This is a genomic window from Streptomyces sp. NPDC087906 (genome assembly GCF_055584925.1).
This window is the reverse complement of the sequence record NZ_JBVJLC010000003.1, coordinates 424,360-443,795: the sequence shown is the minus strand read 5'-3', so window position 1 is coordinate 443,795 and position 19,436 is coordinate 424,360. Positions and strand designations below refer to the sequence as shown.

Annotated in this window: 18 protein-coding genes; 15 read left to right on the top strand and 3 right to left on the bottom strand. The window is 72.3% G+C overall.

The features are described from left to right. Positions 1 to 197: 197 nt before the first annotated feature. Complete coding sequence (locus ACZ63I_RS11435; RefSeq protein ID WP_469337662.1) at positions 198 to 1,361, top strand: ROK family glucokinase; 1,164 nt, start codon at positions 198 to 200, stop codon at positions 1,359 to 1,361. After that, a complete protein-coding gene (locus ACZ63I_RS11430; protein ID WP_469337660.1) occupies positions 1,358 to 1,936 on the top strand; it encodes a hypothetical protein in 579 nt (192 codons plus the stop codon). The genes ACZ63I_RS11435 and ACZ63I_RS11430 overlap by 4 nt, the downstream gene beginning before the upstream one ends. Before the next feature lie 18 nt (positions 1,937 to 1,954). Here the strand turns inward: ACZ63I_RS11430 and ACZ63I_RS11425 are convergent, their stop codons facing one another. Further along, entirely contained in the window at positions 1,955 to 3,028 is a 1,074-nt protein-coding gene (locus tag ACZ63I_RS11425) for an alkene reductase (protein ID WP_469337658.1), read from the bottom strand. A gap of 140 nt (positions 3,029 to 3,168) precedes the next feature. Here ACZ63I_RS11425 and ACZ63I_RS11420 point away from each other — a divergent pair, with 140 nt between their 5' ends. Continuing rightward, positions 3,169 to 3,546 carry a MerR family transcriptional regulator gene (locus ACZ63I_RS11420; RefSeq protein ID WP_469337656.1) on the top strand — a complete coding sequence of 126 codons (378 nt, stop codon included), beginning with the start codon at positions 3,169 to 3,171 and terminating at the stop codon, positions 3,544 to 3,546. A 59-nt stretch (positions 3,547 to 3,605) separates the two neighbouring features. After that, the gene (locus tag ACZ63I_RS11415; RefSeq protein WP_469337654.1) at positions 3,606 to 4,190 is read left to right on the top strand and encodes a TetR/AcrR family transcriptional regulator; all 585 of its coding nucleotides are present in this window, start codon (positions 3,606 to 3,608) and stop codon (positions 4,188 to 4,190) included. Positions 4,191 to 4,199: 9 nt separating this feature from the next. Here ACZ63I_RS11415 and ACZ63I_RS11410 read toward each other — a convergent pair whose 3' ends face one another. Further along, positions 4,200 to 5,222 (bottom strand): SMP-30/gluconolactonase/LRE family protein, encoded by a 1,023-nt coding sequence (locus ACZ63I_RS11410; protein WP_469337652.1) that lies wholly within the window; start codon positions 5,220 to 5,222, stop codon positions 4,200 to 4,202. Between the two features lie 190 nt (positions 5,223 to 5,412). Here ACZ63I_RS11410 and ACZ63I_RS11405 point away from each other — a divergent pair, with 190 nt between their 5' ends. From ACZ63I_RS11405 to ACZ63I_RS11385, 5 genes are all read left to right on the top strand, one after another. Further along, positions 5,413 to 7,287 (top strand): flavin-containing monooxygenase, encoded by a 1,875-nt coding sequence (locus ACZ63I_RS11405; protein ID WP_469337650.1) that lies wholly within the window; start codon positions 5,413 to 5,415, stop codon positions 7,285 to 7,287. Positions 7,288 to 7,330: 43 nt separating this feature from the next. Continuing rightward, complete coding sequence (gene pcaDC / locus ACZ63I_RS11400; protein ID WP_469338335.1) at positions 7,331 to 8,587, top strand: bifunctional 3-oxoadipate enol-lactonase/4-carboxymuconolactone decarboxylase PcaDC; 1,257 nt, start codon at positions 7,331 to 7,333, stop codon at positions 8,585 to 8,587. Between the two features lie 60 nt (positions 8,588 to 8,647). Beyond that, positions 8,648 to 9,280, top strand: a complete 633-nt coding sequence (locus ACZ63I_RS11395) for an MBL fold metallo-hydrolase (protein WP_469337648.1) — start codon at positions 8,648 to 8,650, stop codon at positions 9,278 to 9,280. Positions 9,281 to 9,326: 46 nt separating this feature from the next. Then, on the top strand, positions 9,327 to 10,106 hold the full coding sequence (locus tag ACZ63I_RS11390) for an exodeoxyribonuclease III (RefSeq protein WP_469337646.1): 780 nt from the start codon (positions 9,327 to 9,329) through the stop codon (positions 10,104 to 10,106). 65 nt (positions 10,107 to 10,171) lie between these two features. Beyond that, positions 10,172 to 10,612 carry a DUF6278 family protein gene (locus tag ACZ63I_RS11385; RefSeq protein WP_469337644.1) on the top strand — a complete coding sequence of 147 codons (441 nt, stop codon included), beginning with the start codon at positions 10,172 to 10,174 and terminating at the stop codon, positions 10,610 to 10,612. A gap of 448 nt (positions 10,613 to 11,060) precedes the next feature. Here the strand turns inward: ACZ63I_RS11385 and ACZ63I_RS11380 are convergent, their stop codons facing one another. Next, positions 11,061 to 11,807 carry a hypothetical protein gene (locus ACZ63I_RS11380; protein ID WP_469337642.1) on the bottom strand — a complete coding sequence of 249 codons (747 nt, stop codon included), beginning with the start codon at positions 11,805 to 11,807 and terminating at the stop codon, positions 11,061 to 11,063. A gap of 106 nt (positions 11,808 to 11,913) precedes the next feature. Between ACZ63I_RS11380 and ggt the strand changes: the two genes are divergently transcribed. The 6 genes from ggt (at position 11,914) to ACZ63I_RS11350 (ending at position 19,424) form a co-directional block, all read left to right on the top strand. Next, the gene (ggt, locus tag ACZ63I_RS11375; protein WP_469337640.1) at positions 11,914 to 13,731 is read left to right on the top strand and encodes a gamma-glutamyltransferase; all 1,818 of its coding nucleotides are present in this window, start codon (positions 11,914 to 11,916) and stop codon (positions 13,729 to 13,731) included. A 109-nt stretch (positions 13,732 to 13,840) separates the two neighbouring features. After that, complete coding sequence (locus tag ACZ63I_RS11370; protein ID WP_469337639.1) at positions 13,841 to 15,049, top strand: alginate lyase family protein; 1,209 nt, start codon at positions 13,841 to 13,843, stop codon at positions 15,047 to 15,049. A 10-nt stretch (positions 15,050 to 15,059) separates the two neighbouring features. Beyond that, positions 15,060 to 15,443 (top strand): PPOX class F420-dependent oxidoreductase, encoded by a 384-nt coding sequence (locus tag ACZ63I_RS11365; RefSeq protein WP_469337637.1) that lies wholly within the window; start codon positions 15,060 to 15,062, stop codon positions 15,441 to 15,443. Between the two features lie 111 nt (positions 15,444 to 15,554). Continuing rightward, positions 15,555 to 17,117 (top strand): hypothetical protein, encoded by a 1,563-nt coding sequence (locus ACZ63I_RS11360; protein ID WP_469337636.1) that lies wholly within the window; start codon positions 15,555 to 15,557, stop codon positions 17,115 to 17,117. A gap of 172 nt (positions 17,118 to 17,289) precedes the next feature. Beyond that, entirely contained in the window at positions 17,290 to 18,132 is an 843-nt protein-coding gene (locus ACZ63I_RS11355; protein WP_469337635.1) for a nitrilase-related carbon-nitrogen hydrolase, read from the top strand. Next, a complete protein-coding gene (locus ACZ63I_RS11350; protein WP_469337633.1) occupies positions 18,129 to 19,424 on the top strand; it encodes an aspartate aminotransferase family protein in 1,296 nt (431 codons plus the stop codon). Before ACZ63I_RS11355 ends, ACZ63I_RS11350 begins: the two co-directional genes overlap by 4 nt. Positions 19,425 to 19,436: the final 12 nt, after the last annotated feature.

Genomic DNA, 19,436 nt, shown 5'->3' with positions numbered 1-19,436 from the left:
CCGGCCGCTTTCCGGGCCGCACACCGGCCGCTTACCCTCCGGATGGCAGAATTCGCATCGGCGGGCGCCGTCCGCCGCCTTCGCCCACCCGGGCGGCAGGCCCCGACCCCCACAGGGACGACACGACTCGTGCGAGCAATCAGCCGGCGCACTCGGTACGGCAGGTCTGAGCCGACGGACACGAGGGGGCCCGCCCGATGAGTACGTACCGTGACTTCGCCGGCCGCGGCAGCGCCCGCGGCACCGTCCTGCGGACCGTCGGCACCCGTGAGCGGCGCTCCCATCTGACCGCGCCCAGAGTGCCCACCGTCGGAATCGACATCGGCGGTACGAAGGTGATGGCGGGCGTCGTGGACGCCGACGGCAACATTCTGGAGAAGCTGCGCACCGAGACGCCCGACAAGTCCAAGAGCCCCCGGGTCGTCGAGGACACCATCGTCGAGCTGGTCCTCGACCTCTCCGACCGGCACGACGTGCACGCGGTCGGCATCGGAGCGGCCGGCTGGGTCGACGCCGACCGCTCCAAGGTGCTGTTCGCCCCGCACCTCGCCTGGCGCGACGAACCGCTCAGGGACGCCCTCGCCTCCCGGCTCGCCGTGCCCGTGATGGTCGACAACGACGCCAACACCGCCGCCTGGGCGGAATGGCGCTTCGGCGCGGGACGCGGCGAGGACCATCTGGTCATGATCACGCTCGGTACCGGGATCGGCGGCGCGATCCTGGAGGACGGCCAGGTCAAGCGCGGCAAGTTCGGCGTCGCGGGCGAGTTCGGCCATATGCAGGTCGTGCCCGGCGGCCACCGCTGCCCGTGCGGCAACCGCGGCTGCTGGGAGCAGTACAGCTCGGGCAACGCCCTCGTACGGGAGGCCAAGGAACTCGCGGCGGCCGACTCGCCCGTCGCGTACCGGATGATCGAGCGGGTCAAGGGCAGCGTCCACGAGATCACCGGACCGCTGATCACCGAGCTGGCCCGCGAGGGCGACGCGATGTGCGTCGAGCTGTTCCAGGACATCGGCCAGTGGCTCGGCGTCGGCATCGCCAACCTGGCGGCGGCGCTCGACCCGTCCTGCTTCGTCATCGGCGGCGGCGTCAGCGCGGCGGACGACCTGCTGATCGGCCCGGCGCGCGACGCGTTCCGCCGCCACCTCACCGGACGCGGCTACCGCCCCGAGGCCCGTATCGTGAAGGCGCAGCTCGGTCCCGAGGCCGGCATGGTCGGCGCCGCCGACCTGGCCCGGCTGGTGGCCCGCAGGTTCCGCCGGGCGACCCGCCGCAGGGTGGAGCGGCACGAGCGCTACGAACGCTACGCACAGGCCATCAGGACCACCCGCACGACCCCGACCCAGGAACCGCCGTCATGACCGTGCCCCGCCGTCCCGCGCAGCCCGACGACAGAGCCAGGCCCCCGGAGAACCGAGGCCACCGCAACGCCAGACGCTGGTTCACCGCCATCGTCATCGTCCTCCTCGTCGGCATCCCGGCCGGGTATCTCGCCGTGGCCGCCGAGCAGAGCCGCGAGAGCGGGCGGGCCAAGGAGGCCGAGACGCTGGCCACCGGCCTCCAGCCGGTGCGCCCCGCGGGGATGAAGAAGCGGATCTACGACGTCCCGATCCCCGGCGGCGCCACCGGGGTGCGGTACTACGAGACGAGCAACTGGAAGTCCAGCCGGCTCTACGCCCAGTTCGACGTCACGTCGGGCCGGCTCGACTCCTTCCTGACCGAGATGGGCACGAGCCGCTCGGCGCTCAAGAACGGCGCGGTCACCATCTCGGAGCGCGACCAGAAGATCGCCGGCTGGAACTTCGACATCCCCGACCACAAATGGGCCGGCCTCAGCCACAAGCAGAAGGACCCGCTGCCCAGCCAGAACGTGATCGTGGACCTGGCCGACCCCGGCTTCCCGCGCGTCTACGTCGTGTCCACGACCACGCCCTGACCTGTCCGCGGCCTCAGGTCACGCGGTGTGCTGGTAGGCGGGGTAGGTGAGATAGCCCGCGTCGCCGCCCTGGTAGTACGTCGCCTCGTCGGCCGGCGCGAGCGGCAGCCCGCCGCGCAGCCGCTCGACCAGGTCGGGGTTGGCGAGGAACGCGCGGCCGAAGCTGATGAGTTCGGCGCCGAGGCCCAGCCAGTGGTCGGCCTCGGCCCCGCCGGTCTGCTTGGCGCCCATCGGCAGCACCGGATTCATGATCAGCGTGCCGGGCCAGGCGCGCCGCAGCCCGAGCAGCACCTCCTCGTCGGCGGTGGCCTCCAGATGGACGTAGGCCAGGTCGAGCCGGGCCAGCTCCGCCAGCAGCTCGGCGTAGAGCGCGGCGGTGTCCGTCTCCTCGACTCCCCAGAACCCGGCGCCCGGAGAGAGCCGGATACCGGTCCGGTGCGCGCCGACGGCATCGGCGGTCGCCGCCGCGGCCTCGACGGCGAAGCGGATCCGGTTCGCCGTCGAGCCGCCGTAGCGGTCCGTCCGCAGATTGGCGTTGGACGACAGGAACTGCGAGATCAGATAGCCGTTGGCGCCGTGCAGCTCCACCCCGTCGAAACCGGCGTCGACGGCGCGCCGGGCGGCCTGTGCGTACGACCCGGCGTGCTCGGGCACCTCGGCGGTGTCCAGGGCCCGCGGCAGCGGCGCCGGCTGGGGGCCGGTCGGCGTGAACACCTCGCCGACGGCGGCCACGGCCGAAGGACCCACGGGCACGCTGCCGGTGGTGTCGGGGTGCGAGACCCGCCCGCCGTGCATGAGCTGGGCGAAGATCCGTCCGCCGCTGGCGTGCACGGCGGCCGTCACGGGGCGCCACGCGGCGACCTGCTCGTCCGTGTGCAGCCCCGGCGTGCCAGGACTGGACTGCCCGACGAGGCTGGGCTGCACCCCCTCGGTCACGATCAGCCCCGCCGTGGCCCGCTGGGCGTAGTACGTCGCCATGGACGGCGTCGCCAGCCCGCCGGCCGCGGCCCTGATCCGGGTCATGGGGGCCATCACCAGCCGGTTGGGCAGGGTCAGCTCACCGAACCGGTAGGAGTGGAAAAGGCTCGTCATCGCGGGGCTCCTCGGTATGGGCTCGACAGCGCCCGGCTTCCGGGCACGGGAGTACGCTAAAAGCTCACATGGATGTCAGAGGCAAGTGCTGTGCCGCAGCTCACAGTTCACAGCCCGCAGTTCACAATCCGGAGGACGGCATGCGTATCGGGGAACTCGCCGCACGGACCGGAGTCAGCATCCGTTCCCTGCGCTACTACGAGGAGCAGCACCTGCTCGCCAGCACCCGCAGCCCCAGCGGCCAGCGGCACTACACGGACGACGAGGTCGAGCGCGTCTGGTTCATCCAGCGGCTCTACACGGCCGGCCTGTCCAGCCGCACCATCGCCGAACTGCTGCCGTGCGTCGATTCCCCCAGCAAGGACAACTCCGACGCGGCGCTGGAACGCATGGCCCAGGAGCACGCCCGCCTCGCCGCGCACATCCGCGACCTCGAACGCACCCGCGAGGCCCTGGAAGCCCTGATGGACACGGCCCGCGCCTACCGCGAGACCCTGCGCGAACCGGCCAACACCTGATCCCGCACGGCTCTGCACAGCCCCGGTCGGCCCGCCGTCCGGGCGGATATGCTTCCGGCGTGACGCAGCAGCCCGCGCCGGACGAGCGGCGGCCCGCGAACGAAGGGCCGAAGGCTGCCGCCCGGAACCGGGCCGCTCTGGTCACCGCCGCCCGAGCGGTCTACGCGGAGCACGGGCTGGACGCGCCGCTGTCCTCGATCGCCCGCCGGGCCGGGGTCGGGCAGGGCGTGCTGTACCGGCACTTCCCCGACCGGACCGCCGTGGCGACCGCGGTCCTGGAGGAGAACGTACGGCAGATCGAGCAGGCGGCCGCCGCGCGGGACGCGACGCTGGCCGGCGTCCTCGGCGTGCTGACCTGGCATCTGACCGAGTCCGAGGCTTTCATCGGCCTCCTGCACACCGATGTCGCGGGTGGCCGTTCCGCCATCCGGGGGGTCGCCTCGGCCCTGTCCGACCGGGTCGAGCGCGGTCTGCGCGGACATCTGCCGGCCGGCCACCGGCTGGGGGCCGACCTGATGCTCGCCGTCGCCATGGTCTCCGGCGCCGTCACCGGACCCACCCGCCAGGAGCGGGAGCACCGGGCGCTGGCCGCCTGGCGGCTGCTCGGCGTCGAGGTGGGTCCGGTGCGCCCGTTCCCCGGGTGAGCCTTTTCGTCAGCCGCCGTTGGACTGCCGGACGCCTTCCGCCAGCGCGTGGAACGTGTACAGATAGCCGCCCGCAGGTCCGCTGACGGTCATGTACGCCGTGGTGCCGCCGGGGGTGATCGCCACGTTCGTCGCCGATTCGAGCCCGGTGGCGCGGGCGGGGATCTCGACCGTCGCCAGGCGTTCGCCGTTCTTGTCGTACACGGCCATCGCGGGACGGCCGTGCAGCGCCTGGTAGAGGTTGCCGTCCGCGTCCACGGCGATCGAGTCGGTCTCGGCGATCCCGGCATTGACGCGGATGGCGGTGTGCCGGGAGGCCGGCTCGCCGTTCTCGTCCAGGCGCAGGTACAGGATCTGGTTCTCGGTGAGTTCGCTGACCCACAAGCCGCGGTAGTCGGCGTCGAACGAGATCCCGTTGGCCGACGCAAGCCCCTCGGCCAGGACCGTCGCCTCCGTACCGTCCCGGTCGACGCGCACCACGCGGCCCCGCGTCTCGGCGCCGTCGGATCCGCCGCCCGCGTCGCTGACGTACAGGTTGCCCGACCGGTCGAAGGCGATGTCGTCGGGGTTCATCCGCGTACCGTCGACCGGACCGGCGAAGAACGTCCGCGGATCGCCGCCGTCCTGCGCCAGGCTCACGATCTCGCCGTGGCTGTAGTCGGTCAGGTACAGCCGCTTGTCGTACGGGCTGAACTGCGCCGACGTGTACGCCCCCCGGTCGTCGGTGTGGACCGATCGGGACGTCTTCTTCCGGACGTTGACACCCAGCACCTTGGGCTCCCCGGCGGGCGCCGTGACATCGACGACGAACAGCTCGCCCCGCTCGCCGAAGGTCGGGCCCTCCAGCAGCGTCATCCCGGTCTCCGCGTGCGGCTCGGTCAGCCGCATGACCTCGTGCGCGCGAACGGTCCGGCCGGCGCCGGGAGATGACACCTGGTCAGGCCCGGTGCCCGGGTCCGTGCCGCAGCCGGTGAGGGCCAGTGTGCCGAGCGCGGTGAGCGCGGCCAGGGATCGGATCGGGAGTCGTCGCATACGGGAAATCGCCCTTCCTGTCCGCCGTGTGCGGGCGCGCCGCCGGCCGGGCCGGGCGCGGTGCGCCCGCGTGGCCGGATGTCGCGGTACGTCCCGCCCTTCAACCGGACAGCATTGTCCGGTTGTTGTTAGCGTAGCGGACGGCCGTTCAGCCCGGGACGGCCCGACGTGACGGATCGAGGTCCCCCCCATGACGTCCCCCCACACGACATCCCCGACGACATCCCCGCAAGCGGCCCCGCCGCCGCCCGGTCCCGAGGAACTCGCCGCGCTGCGCGAGCGCTACCGCCTGGAACGCGACCGGCGGGTGCGTCCCGACGGCGTCGGCCAATACCGCGCCGCCGAGGCCGAGTTCGGCTACTACGCCGCCGATCCGTACGTAGCCGCGCCAGTTGAGCGCGAGCCGTTGCGCGACACCGTCGATGTGGCCGTGATCGGGGGCGGGTTCGGCGGCATCCTGGCCGGTGCGCGGCTGCGGCAGCAGGGCGTCGAGCGGATCCGGATCGTCGAGCAGGGCGGCGACTTCGGGGGCACCTGGTACTGGAACCGGTACCCGGGCATCCACTGCGACATCGAGTCGCACGTCTATCTGCCGATGCTGGACGAGACCGGCTACGTGCCCGAGTGGAAGTACGCGCCCGGTGAGGAGATCCGCCACCACGCGATGCGCCTGGCAAGGCAGTTCGACCTCTACCCGGACGCCTTGTTCTCCACCGTGGCCACCGGGCTGACATGGGACGAGCCGTCCGGGAGCTGGACCGTGGCCACGGACCGCGGGGACGCGTTCCGGGCCAGGTACGTGATCACCGCCACCGGCACCCTCACCGAGCCGAAACTCCCCGGCATACCGGGAATCGAGGAGTTCACCGGCCACACGTTCCACACGTCGCGCTGGGACTACGCGTATACCGGCGGCTCCCCGAAGGGCGGCATGACCGGCCTCGCGGACAAGCGGGTCGGCATCGTCGGCACCGGCGCCACCGGTGTCCAGGCCATCCCGCTGCTGGCCGAGGATGCCGGCCATCTCTACGTCTTCCAGCGCACCCCCTCCACGGTGGACGTGCGCGCCAACCGCCGTACCACCGCGCGGGACGTCGGCGCCGAGCACAGCGGCTGGGCGCGGGAGCGCCGCGACAACTTCCTCCGTATCGTCTCCGGCGAGCCGGCCGGCCAGGACCTCGTGGCCGACGGCTGGACCGCGTCGGCGGCGCTCCTGGAGAAGCTGGTGCCCAGTTTCCGCCGCCCGGCGGGCGACCGGCGGGCCTTCGAAGCCGACTACGAGATCGCCGACGCCGCCAAGATGAACGAACTGCGGGCCCGCGTCGCGGACCTCGTCACCGATCAGGACACGGCGGAGCAGCTCAAGCCCTGGTACCGGTACGCGTGCAAGCGCCCCACGTTCTCCGACAGGTTCTACCCGGCGTTCAACCGGGACAACGTCACCCTGGTCGACACCGCGGACACCCACGGCATCGAGCGCATCACCGAGAAGGGCGCCGTGGTCGACGGCGTCACGTACGAACTCGACTGCCTGATCTTCGCCACCGGATTCTCCCTCGGCACCTCAGGCGTGCTCTCCGGCAAGCTCCCCGTCCACGGCCGCGACGGTGCCCAACTGCTGGACGTATGGGCGGCGCCGGGGCGCCCGCGCACCCTGCACGGCTTCACCACCAACGGATTCCCGAACCTGATCCGGATGGGGTCCATGCAGAACGCCAACAGCGTCAACTTCACCCACGTCCTGGACGAGCAGGCCGTCCACGCGGCGGCGCTCGTCGCGGCCGCCGACGCCAGGGGCGCCGTCGTCGAACCGTCCCGCGAGGCCGAGGACGCCTGGCTCGCCACCATCGCCGACGGCGCCCCCGACCACGAGTGGTTCCACGCCGACTGCACCCCCGGCTACTACAACCGCGAAGGCCGCGGCCGCCCGAACGGCCCGAGCGCCTACCCGCACGGCGCCCACGCCTTCCACCAACTCCTCGCTCGCTGGCGTGCGGAGTCCATGGAGGAAGTCCTCCATGCGGCAGGTGGCGGTGAGACACGGGAGGGAGGCATGAGAGCGTGAGCGGGTGAGTGAGACGACACCCCCCAAGACACTGCAGTACCGGATGGACGGTCCCGAAGACGCGCCCGTGCTGGTCCTCGGCCCCTCGCTGGGGACCACCTGGCACATGTGGGACCGGCAGGTGCCCGAGCTGGCCCGGCACTGGCGGGTCGTCCGGTTCGACCTGCCGGGGCACGGCGGCGCCCCCGCGCACGCCGCCAGCGGCATTCCGGAGCTGGCGCGGCGGCTGCTCGCCACGCTCGACGCCCTCGGCGTCCAGCGGTTCGGCTACGCGGGCTGCTCCATCGCCGCCGCCGTCGGCGCCGAACTGGCGCTGCGCAGGCCCGACCGGATCGCCTCGCTCGCCGTGGTGGCGGCTTCGCCGCGGTTCGGGACCGCCGACGAGTTCCGGCAGCGCGGCGTGATCGTCCGGGCCAACGGGCTCGACCCGATGGCCCGCGCCGCTCCTGAGCGCTGGTTCACACCCGGCTTCGCCGCCGCCCAGCCGGCCATCGTCGAGTGGGCCGTCCAGATGGTCCGCACCACCGACCCCGGCTGCTACATCGCCGCCTGCGAGGCGCTGGCCGCCTTCGACATCCGGGCCGAGCTGGGCCGGATCGCCGTACCGACCCTCGTACTCGTCGGAGCGGAGGACCAGGTCACCGGGCCCGCCGAGGCGCGCACCCTGGTCGCCGGCATACCGGACGCGCGGCTCGCGCTGGTGCCCGGCGCCTCGCACCTGGCGCCTGTCGAGCAGCCCGCAGCCGTCACCGACCTGCTGCTGCGGCACTTCTCCACCGCCTGGTACAACCCGAACGACACCTCCACCGGGCTGACCGTGCTCCCCGAGAGCCGGTACGCGCCGAGCCTCTCCGCCACCGTGGGACCCGTCGCCGAGATCGCGGCGGCCGAACAGCCGCCGCAGGTCGCCATGGGCCACACCGACCCGTACGAGGCGGGCATGCGGGTGCGCAGGCAGGTGCTCGGCGACGCCCACGTGGACGGCGTCCTCGCCGCCTCCGACGACTTCGACGGCGACTTCCAGGAGCTGGTCACCCGCTACGCCTGGGGCGAGGTGTGGACCAGGGAGGGCCTGGACCGCCGCACCCGGAGCTGCGTGACGCTCACCGCGCTCGTCGCGGGCGGGCACCTGGACGAGCTGGCCTTCCACACCCGGGCCGCGCTGCGCAACGGCCTCACCCCCGCCGAGATCAAGGAAGTACTGATCCAGACGGCCGTCTACTGCGGCGTCCCGGCGGCGACCTCGGCGTTCCAGGTGGCCAGAGCCGTGATCCAGGAAGAGACGGCGCCCGGCGCTTAGCAGGATGATGGAACAGCGGTACCAGCGGTACGAACGGTCCGAGACGAAAGGTGGCCCACGGTGAAGCTCACCAAGAAGACGCACTCCTGCATCCGGCTGGAGAAGGACGGGCGGACACTCGTCATCGACCCCGGAGGCTTCAGCGAGCAGGACGCGGCGGCCGGCGCCGACGCCGTGCTCGTCACCCACGAGCACCCCGACCACTTCCACGAGGGCAGGCTCCGCGCGGCGCTCGAAGCGAACCCCGCCGCCGAGCTGTGGACGCTGAGCAGCGTCGCCGACCAGGTCTCGGCGGCCTTCCCCGGCCGCGTGCACACCGTCGGCCACGGCGACACCTTCACCGCCGCCGGGTTCGACGTACAGGTGCACGGCGAGCTGCACGCCGTGATCCACCCCGACATCCCCCGCATCACCAATGTCGGCTATCTCCTGGACGGCTCGGTGTTCCACCCCGGCGACGCGTTGACCGTGCCGGACCAGGAGGTCGAGACGCTGCTGCTGCCGGTGCACGCGCCGTGGAACAAGCTCTCCGAGGTGATCGACTACGTCCGCGAGGTCAAGCCGCTGCGGGCCTTCGACATCCACGACGCGCTGCTCACCGAGCTGGCCAGGCCCGTCTACGACGGGCAGATCGGTGCCTTGGCCGCCGCCGACCACGCCCGGTTCGCACCCGGCGACTCCACCGAGGTCTGAGGCCGCGGGACGGTGACTGTCGGACCCCGCCGATAGGCTGTCCCGCATGCGCATCGCGACCTGGAATGTCAATTCGATCACCGCTCGGCTGCCCCGGCTGCTGGCCTGGCTGGAGAGCAGCGGCACGGACGTGCTGTGCGTCCAGGAGACCAAGTCCACCGCCGAGCAGTTCCCCGCCGAGCCGCTGCGCGAGCTGGGGTACGAGTCGGCGGTCAACGCGAGCGGCCGGTGGAACGGGGTGGCGCTGATCTCCCGTGTCGGTCTCGACGACGTCGTCAGCGGCCTCCCCGGCGGGCCGGAGTACGAGGGCGTGCAGGAGCCGCGGGCCGTCTCGGCGACCTGCGGCCCGGTCCGCCTCTGGTCGGTGTACGTGCCGAACGGCCGCGAGGTGGCCCACGACCACTACACCTACAAGCTGCGCTGGCTGGAGGCGCTGCGCGCCGCCGTCGCCGCCGACGCGGCGGGGGAGCGCCCCTTCGCCGTCCTCGGCGACTTCAACATCGCGCCGACCGACGAGGACGTCTGGGACCTCGCCCAGTTCGAAGGGGCCACGCATGTCACCCCGAAGGAGCGCGCCGCTCTCGCCGCCCTGCGTGACGAGGGCCTGTCCGACGTCATGCCCCGGCCGCTGAAGTACGACCGCCCCTTCACCTACTGGGACTACCGCAGCCTCGGCTTCCCCAAGAACAGGGGCATGCGGATCGACCTCGTGTACGGCAACGGCCCGTTCGCGACGGCGGTCAAGGACAGCTACGTCGACCGCGAAGAGCGCAAGGGCAAGGGCGCGTCCGACCATGCGCCGGTCGTCGTGGACCTCGACGTCTGACCCGGGCGCCCCGCCCCCGCGCGCCCCTATGGTGCCCCGGCGGGGTCGATGGCAGGCTGAGTCGTATGAACATCCCCTTCTTGGACAACTGGCGCAGAAAGCACGCCGGTATCCAGGCGACGCCGCTCGCCACCGCGGTCGGCGGCGACCAGGAGGGCGTCACCGAGCTGCTCTCGGAGTGCGAGCTGCTGCGTGTCCGGGCGGGGCAGAGCGGCCTGAGACTCGACGACTCGCCGGGGTCCCTGGACGAGCTGGACCAGCTTCCGCCGCGCTGGCGCGACGACCCCGAGGAGATGCCCTGGCTGGGCAACGACGCGGGGCTGTATCTCGGCACGGTCATCGTCCGGACGGTCCCCGGCGCCGTCTGGCACATCTGGCCGGGCGGTCATCCCGTGGTGCGACTCGCCTCGGGCCGGGAGATCCAGGTGGTGGAGGCGGGGCTCGAATGGGCGGTCACCGGCACCCCCGAACTGGCCCAGATCTACGCGGAGGCGGCCGAGGCCTGACGGTGGCACCGCCGGTCACCCCGGCAGTAAATGTCACTTATGCACCATTTATGCGTGTCGGGTGTGAAGTCCCTTGTCGGCATGGATAGTTTGCGCTGACCCCGACACCGCCGAGAGTGGGTAGAACAGCGTATGGCCGTCGATCCGCCGACCGAGCCACATGGCGTCAACGCAAGCTCATCGCGACGAATCTCGACTACCCTTTGCCGTTCATCCCTATCGAGAACGCCGGCCGCGGGTGTCAGCCCGGCCGAACCAGGGACGCTGCTGCCGGGAGCGCAGTAGCTCAGGGGCAATGGCCCGTCCGGCAGCAGCCGGAGATCACTTCTCGTTCAGGGGAGAAGGTCAGCTGCGAGCCGGTCGGGTTGTGCTCGGTGTGGAGCGGGCCCGCGTCGCCGTGGAACGCGACGGGGGCGCCGCTCTCTACTCCCCGTACCGGCCCTCGTCCTCACTCCTTGGCCCGATGGGACGTGCGCGCCACGACGGGGGCGGGTTCCTGCGCCGCACGCGTCACATCCGCGACCAGCTCCACCACATCAGGCCCGTAGGCCTGCGAGTTGGCGACCTTCAGCAGCAGGCAGAACGAATTCCCGCCGTGCTTGCGGTACAGCCGCTCATGGTGGCGGGCCAGATAGCGCGAGGCCGCCTGGTTGGTGATGGCCCGCTGCCCGCAGAAGAGGAACACCGGCCGCGTGCCCTGCCCTGCCGTCAACCGCGCCAGCAGGACGTACTCCGCCACGCCCGAATCCACCCGGTAGCGCTCGGAGCCGATCTGGAAGGCGCCGCGGTCGGGCCCCGGCGTCGCGTCCGTGTTGACGCTGACACCCGGCAGCAGCGACTTCAGATGCGCCGCCATCCGCCGGTTCGACCCGGGCCCGCCCAGGCAGAACTCCGTACGCTCGCCGAAGCCCTGCTGTGCCGCGTCGTGCTGCACGATCTGCGCGTGCGCGCCGCACTCCTTCACCAGGGCCGCGACTTCCAGCAGGGCGAAGACGTCATGGCGCAGTACGGCCCCGTCGCCGCCCGCCTCCCGGTTGACGACCATCAAGCACTCGGAGTTTCCCGGCAGTCCGAAGAATTCCTGCTTCCTGCCGAGCTTGCGCCGCCACAGGGACGAGCGGGCGAGCCAGCCCAGAGCCGTACATATCAGGGCGGCGACCACGCCGAGCACGATGTTGCGTACGTCGTCAGTCATGGGCGCGCATGCTACTGGGGCAACGCACCATTGTTCGAGACGCGGTCCTGACGATCCGGGTGCGCTGAAGTTACAGTTCCCGGACGGTTCTTGACTGGAGGTACGGATGCGTCGCTCAGCCGCACGGAATGTCTCGCTTGTCGCCGTTGCCGCGGCCATGCTGTCGATCGGAGCCGTGGCGCCCTCCGCCGCACGGCAGTCGGCCGCGCCACCCGGCACGCCGGCGAAGACTCCGGTGGCCACCGGGTACGGGGGCGCGGTGGCGAGCGTCGACACCGACGCGACGGCCGCGGGGATCGACATACTCAAGCACGGCGGCAACGCCGTGGACGCGGCCGTCGCCACGGCCGCGGCGCTCGGTGTCACCGAGCCGTACTCGGCGGGCATCGGCGGTGGCGGCTACTTCGTCTACTACGACGCCAAGAGCCGCAGCGTCCACACGATCGACGGCCGCGAGACCGCGCCCAAGTCCGCCGACACCTCGCTCTTCCTGGAGAACGGCAAACCGCTCGCCTTCGCCGACGCGGTGACCAGCGGCCGCAGCGTCGGCACCCCCGGCACCGCCGCCACCTGGGACACCGCCCTCGACTCCTGGGGCAGCCGGTCCCTCGGCCAGGTGCTGAAGCCCGCCGAGCGGCTGGCGAAGAACGGGTTCACCGTCGACGACACGTTCCGCTCCCAGACCAAGGACAACCAGGCGCGGTTCGCCGACTTCCCCGCCAGCGCGAAGATCTTCCTGCCCGGCGGCCAACTGCCGGTCGTCGGGTCCGCACTGAAGAACCCCGATCTGGCGCGCACCTACGAGGAGTTGGGCCGCAAGGGCACCGATCTGCTCTACCAGGGCGCGCTCGGCCGCGACATCGTCAGTACCGTACGCAAGCCGCCCGTCGCGCCCGGCTCCACCCGCAACGTCCGCACCGGCGATCTGACCGCCGCCGACCTGGCCGCCTACCGCACGGTCAAGCGGGCCCCCACCGAGGTCTCCTACCGGGGACTCGACGTGTACGGCATGGCGCCGTCCTCCTCGGGCGGCACGAGCGTCGGCGAGGCGCTCAACATCCTTGAGCGCAGCCGCCTTTCGCGCGAGTCCCAGGCGCAGTACCTGCACCACTACATCGAGGCCAGCCGGATCGCCTTCGCCGACCGCGGCCGCTGGGTCGGCGACCCGGCCTTCGAGGACGTCCCCACCCAGGGGCTGCTCTCGCAGCGCTTCGCCGACTCGCGCGCCTGCCTGATCTCCGACGACGCGGTCCTCACCAGCCCGCTCGCGCCCGGGGACCCCCGCCACCCCGCGCCCTGCGCGCCCGGCGGTACGGCAGCGCCGACGACGTACGAGGGCGAGAACACCACGCACCTCACCGTGGCCGACAAGTGGGGCAACGTCGTCGCGTACACGCTCACCATCGAGCAGACCGGCGGCAGCGCCATCACCGTGCCGGGACGCGGCTTCCTGCTCAACAACGAGCTGACGGACTTCTCCTTCGCCCCGGCGAACCCCGCCGTGCACGACCCGAACCTGCCGGGCCCCGGCAAGCGCCCGCGCTCCTCGATCTCCCCGACGATCGTCCTCGACAAGCACAGCCGCCCGGTGCTCGCCGTCGGCTCACCCGGCGGCGCGACCATCATCACGACCGTGCTGCAGACCCTGACCGGCCGTATCGACCGGGGTCTCGCGCTGGACGACGCGATTGCCGCACCGCGCGCCAGCCAGCGCAACGCGGCGGCGACCGAGCTGGAACCGGCCCTGTGGAACAGCCCGTTGCGCGCCGAACTGGAGGCGCTCGGACACTCCTTCACCCAGGTCGCCGAGATCGGCGCCGCCACCGGAGTCGAACGGCTGCCCGACGGCCGCTGGCAGGCCGCCGCCGAACCGGTCCGCCGCGGCGGCGGCTCGGCGATGGTGGTACGGCCCGCCGGCCACTGACCGCCAGGAGGGCGGGTCCCGGCGCCGGGACCCGCCACCTGGGCGTATCCGGCCACCCGTCGGGTGGCCGCCGATTGCGGAGCCCCCGCCGCCGGGCGACGGTGGGGGCGTGTCCGCCGCCAAGAAGACCGCCCTCCTCGCGCTCACCGGCTCGCTCGCGCTGCTCGGCGCCTGCGCCCCGGCGCCCGCCACGCCCGGCGCAGCCTCCCACCACAGCAGCCCGGCGCGGTTCCGCCACCCGGGCGTGGTCGTCGGCGGCGCGCAGCTCGCGACCGTACGGCGGAAGGTCGCCGCCGGGCAGCAGCCCTGGGCCTCGGCGTTCCGGGCCATGAGCGCCAGCCGGTACGCGAAGCCCGGCTACACCGCGCACCCGGCCGCCGTGGTGGCCTGCGCGTCCAACAACGGGGCGCCCGCCTGCGTCGCCGAACGCGAGGACGCCATCGCCGCGTACACCCAGGCCCTGATGTGGTCCGTCACCGGCAGGCCCGAACACGCCCGCAAGTCGGTGCAGATCATGGACGCCTGGTCCAAGGTGGTCAAACGGCACACCAAGGACGACGCCGACCTGCAGACCGCGTGGACCGGCTCCACCTGGTCGCGCGCTGCCGAGATCATGCACGCCGGCTACCCGCAGTGGCGCGAACCGGCGGTGATGCGGTTCAAGTGGATGCTGCGCAAGGCGTATCTGCCCGACGTCACCGCCAAGGTGCCGGACTACAACGGGAACTGGGAACTCGCGATGACCGACGCGACCATCGGCATGTCGGTCTTCCTCGAGGACCACAAACTCTTCGACGACTCGCTGCGCCGCTTCCGGGCCCGCGTCCCCGCGTACTTCTACCTCGGGTCGGACGGCAAACTGCCCAAGGCGCCCCCGGGCGGCACCATCCGCACGCCTGGGCAGCTCGCCACGTACTGGTTCGGCCAGCGCACCTTCGCCGACGGGCTCGGCCAGGAGACCTGCCGCAACTTCATGCACATCGGCTACTCGCTGGCGTCCACGGCGCACATCGCCGAGACGGCCTGGCACCAGGGCGTCGACCTGTACGGCGAACAGGCCGACCGGCTCACCGCCGCGCTGGAGTTCCACGCCCGCTACCAGCTCGGCGCCAAGCCGCCCAAGTGGCTGTGCGGCGGCAAGGTCACCCGGACGATGGGCCCCGACGTGGAGGTCGCGCTCAACCACCTCGAAGGCCGGATGCACCGCGAACTCCCGCTGACGCGGCGGCTCGCCGAGCGGCAGCGCCCGGCCGGCACCGACGACCTGTTCGTCGCGTGGGAGACGCTCACCCATGCCGACAACCCGACGACGGCGTAAGGTCCCCCACGTGAGCACCCTCGACGAACTCGGCCGCAGCCGCTATGTCAGCCTGACCACCTACCGCAAGGACGGCAGGGGGGTCGCCACCCCCGTCTGGCACGCCGTGGACGGTGGTGAGCTGTTCATCTGGACCAGCTCCGACTCGTGGAAGGTGAAGCGGATCCGCAACGACAGCCGGGTCGTCGTCACCGTCTGCGACATGCGCGGCCGGATCGCCGCCGGCGCGCCCACCGCGCACGGCACGGCGCGGCTGCTCGACGAGGAGGGCACCGAGCGGGTGCGCAAACTCCTCGCCCGCAAGTACACCTGGCAGTACTGGCTGGCCGACTGGCCCGCCAAGATCATCCGGCGCGGCAAGCGCCCCCAGACCGGTATCGCCGTCTCCCTCTGACCTCTGCCGCCCCGGCAACCCCGTGGCTCCCGGAAAACCGCGCGTAGCCGTCCCGTAACACGGCTGCGGTCGAATGCCGGGGAATAACGGAAGGGCAGGGACGGGGCAGCGATGGCGGTGCATCAACTCCCGGCGGAGATCGGGGCGTTCGCGCGATACCTACGGGACCTGACGGCGCTGCTCGACCCGGGCGGCGGCTGGTACGGGGTCTTCGTGCAGCGCGACCCGAGCGGGATGCGGGCCTGCCTCGACGGCGCCGAGGTGCCCCCCTGGGACGTGGTGCACTCGCTGCTCCATGACTACGCGGCGGTCCCCGGCGCCGACGCGGTACGCGAGACGGTACGCGCCCGGCGGCTGCACGCGGTGGCGGCTGCCACCCACGACCGGCGGCCCGGCGGCGGCGCCGCACTGGCCGAGCGGCTGCGCCTGATGCTGCACGAGCAGGCGAGCGCGGCGGCCAGGGCCGAGGAGCTGTCCCGGGCCCTGCGCACCGCGCGTCCCGAATCCGCCGAGGCGCGGCGCCTCGGCCACGAACTGGCCTGGGCCCGCGACGACCACGCGCGCGCATCCGCTCGCTGCGCCGAACTCCGCGTCAGAACAGCGGCGTTGACGACCCCCGGCCGGGCGGCGGCGGAGCGCAGGCCACCGGCGCCCGAGGGCTGGTTCCGCGGCGAGGAGCCCGCCGCCCGGGGGAGCGGCAGAGGCACCGGCGCGGGTGTGGACGCGCCGGAGCGGCACAGCCCCCGGTGGGCCGCGGCCGACAGCGGCGCGGACCCGCAGGACCGGCCGGCACCCGAGTCCGCCCGCGCTGAGTCCGCGCGCGCCGAGCCCGCGCGCGCCGAGTCCGCGCGCGCCGAACCCGCCGAGCAAGAGCCCGCCCGCGCCGAGCAACAGCCCGCCCGCGCCGAGCGCGCCCCCGCCGGACAGGACCCCGCGCCTGCGGCCAAGCGGCCCGTCAAACGCAAGCCGCGCGGCGCCCGGTTCGCCGGGATCGAGCCCGAGCCCGACACCGCCGACGCGCCCGTACCCGCGCCCGTGATGCCACTGCCCGGGGCGACCCAGGCCGGAGCGGCCCCCAGGGGCGCCCGGTTCGGCGGCGCGCCGACCGGACCCGCCCGAAGCGCGGCGCCCGTCCACTCCGACGACGACCGTGCGGCCGTCGCCGCTTCCGTCGCCGCACTCACCCGGCTCCGGGCCGAAGGGCGTACCGGCGAGGCGCATGTCGTGCTGTGCGAGGCCGCCGACATGCCGGCGGGCCGGCTGCCGCTGCTCGCCGCCGAACTGCACCGCGCCGGACTCGCCGCCGACTGGGCCGAGTTGCTCTGGGAAGCTGCCTCACTGCCGCCCGCACGGCTCGCCGCCGCGGCCGGCGCGCTCGCCCTGTACGGCCGGGACAGCGACTGCGCGCTGCTGCTGCGCCAGGGCGCCGCCCGGCCCGCCGACGAGATCGCCGACGCCGTCGTGGCCCTCGGCGACGCGGGCCACGCGCCCGAGGCGCAGGCGCTGCTCAGCGCGTTCGTCCAGTCCCGCGCGCCCGAGGACGCCGCGCTCGTCGCCGCCGGGGACCCGCACCGGCTCGTACCGCAACTGCTCCACGCGGCGCACGCCGTGTCCGACGCGCGGGAGCGGGACGTCGTGCACGCCCTGCGGGTCGCCGGGATCGCCGGCGTCTGACGTCGGGTGCCCGAAGGCGACCCATGTCGACCGCTCGGGTACGAAACATGATCGACTCCGCCGGTTCACGGCGATGGTCTTGCCCCGGCCTGGGAGGAGGCTTACGTTCTCTTCCTACGCAGTGAATCTACGTGCGTAGAGTTGTCCGCGCCCCAGGCCGAAGGAGTACCTCGTGGCCCGAGTCGTACGTGCCGCACTCGTCCAGGCGACCTGGACAGGTGACACCGAATCCATGATCGCCAAGCATGAGGAGCACGCCCGGGAGGCGGCCCGGCAGGGCGCTGGGATCATCGGGTTCCAGGAGGTGTTCAACGCCCCGTACTTCTGCCAGGTACAGGAAGCCGAGCACTACCGGTGGGCCGAGTCCGTCCCCGACGGGCCCACGGTCACCAGAATGAAGGAACTCGCCCGCGAGACCGGCATGGTGATCGTCGTCCCGGTCTTCGAGATCGAGCAGGCCGGCGTCTACTACAACACCGCGGCCGTCATCGACGCCGACGGCTCGTACCTCGGCAAGTACCGCAAGCACCACATCCCGCAGCTCAAGGGCTTCTGGGAGAAGTACTACTTCAAACCGGGCAACGCCGGCTGGCCCGTCTTCGACACGGCCGTCGGCCGCGTCGGCGTCTACATCTGCTACGACCGGCACTTCCCCGAGGGCTGGCGCCAGCTCGGCCTGAACGGCGCCGAGATCGTCTACAACCCGTCCGCCACCTCGCGCGGCCTGTCCTCGTACCTCTGGCAGTTGGAGCAGCCGGCCGCCGCCGTCGCCAACGAGTACTTCATCGCCGCGATCAACCGCGTCGGCGTCGAGGAGTACGGCGACAACGACTTCTACGGCACGAGCTACTTCGTCGACCCGCGCGGCCAGTTCGTCGGCGAGCCCGCCAGCGACAAGGCCGAGGAACTGCTCGTACGGGATCTCGACTTCGCCGCCTTCGAGGAGGTCCGCCAGCAATGGCAGTTCTACCGGGACCGCAGGCCCGACGCCTACGAGGGGCTGATCGAGCCGTGACACATCCGGGCGCACCCTCGCTGCACGACCGGCACCGCGCCGTCCTCCCCGACTGGCTGGCGCTCTACTACGAGCAGCCCATCGAGATCAGCCACGGCGAGGGCCGCCATGTCTGGGACGCGGACGGCAACCGCTACCTCGACTTCTTCGGCGGCATCCTCACCACCATGACCGCCCACGCGCTGCCCGAGGTCATCAAGGCGGTGAGCGAGCAGGCGGCGCGGATCATCCACTCCTCGACGCTCTACCTCAACCGCCCCATGGTCGAGCTGGCCGAGCGGATCGCCACCCTGTCCGGCATCCCCGACGCCCGGGTCTTCTTCACCACGTCGGGCACCGAGGCCAACGACACCGCCCTGCTGCTGGCCACCGCCCACCGCGGCTCCAACCAGATCCTCGCGATGCGCAACAGCTACCACGGCCGGTCCTTCTCCACCGTCTCCATCACCGGCAACCGCGGCTGGTCGCCGACTACGCTCTCCCCGCTCCAGACGCTGTACGTGCACGGCGGCGTCCGCAACCGCGGCCCGTACGCGCAGCTCACCGACGACCGCTTCATCGAGGCGTGCGTCGCCGACCTGGAGGACCTGCTCGGCCACAGCCGCGCACCCGCCGCGCTGATCGCCGAGCCGATCCAGGGCGTCGGCGGCTTCACAGGACCGCCCGACGGGCTGTTCGCCGCCTTCCGCGAAGTGCTGAACAGGCACGGCATCCTGTGGATCAGCGACGAGGTGCAGACCGGCTGGGGCCGCACGGGCGACCACTTCTGGGGCTGGCAGGCACACGCCGAGAACGGCCCGCCGGACATCGTCACCTTCGCCAAGGGCATCGGGAACGGCATGTCCATCGGCGGTGTCGTCGCGAGCGCCGAGATCATGAACACCCTCGACGCCAACTCGATCTCCACCTTCGGCGGCAGCCCCGTCACCATGGCGGCGGGTCTCGCCAACCTCTCGTACCTGCTGGAGCACGACCTGCAGAGCAACGCGCGCCGGGTCGGCGGACTGCTGATCGAACGGCTGCGGGCCATCGGCGCCTGCGTCGACTCCGTAAGGGAAGTGCGCGGCCGGGGTCTGATGATCGGCATCGAGCTGGTCAAGCCGGGCACCGGCGAAGCGTCCCCCGAGCGGGCGGCGGCCGTCCTGGAAGCCGCGCGCGAGGGCGGGCTGCTGATCGGCAAGGGCGGCGGCCACAACACCAGCGTGCTGCGGATCGCACCGCCGATGTCGCTGACCGTCGCGGAGGCCGAGGAGGGCGCCTCGATCCTCGACCGCGCCCTGCGCAGAGCCTGACACCCGCAGCGC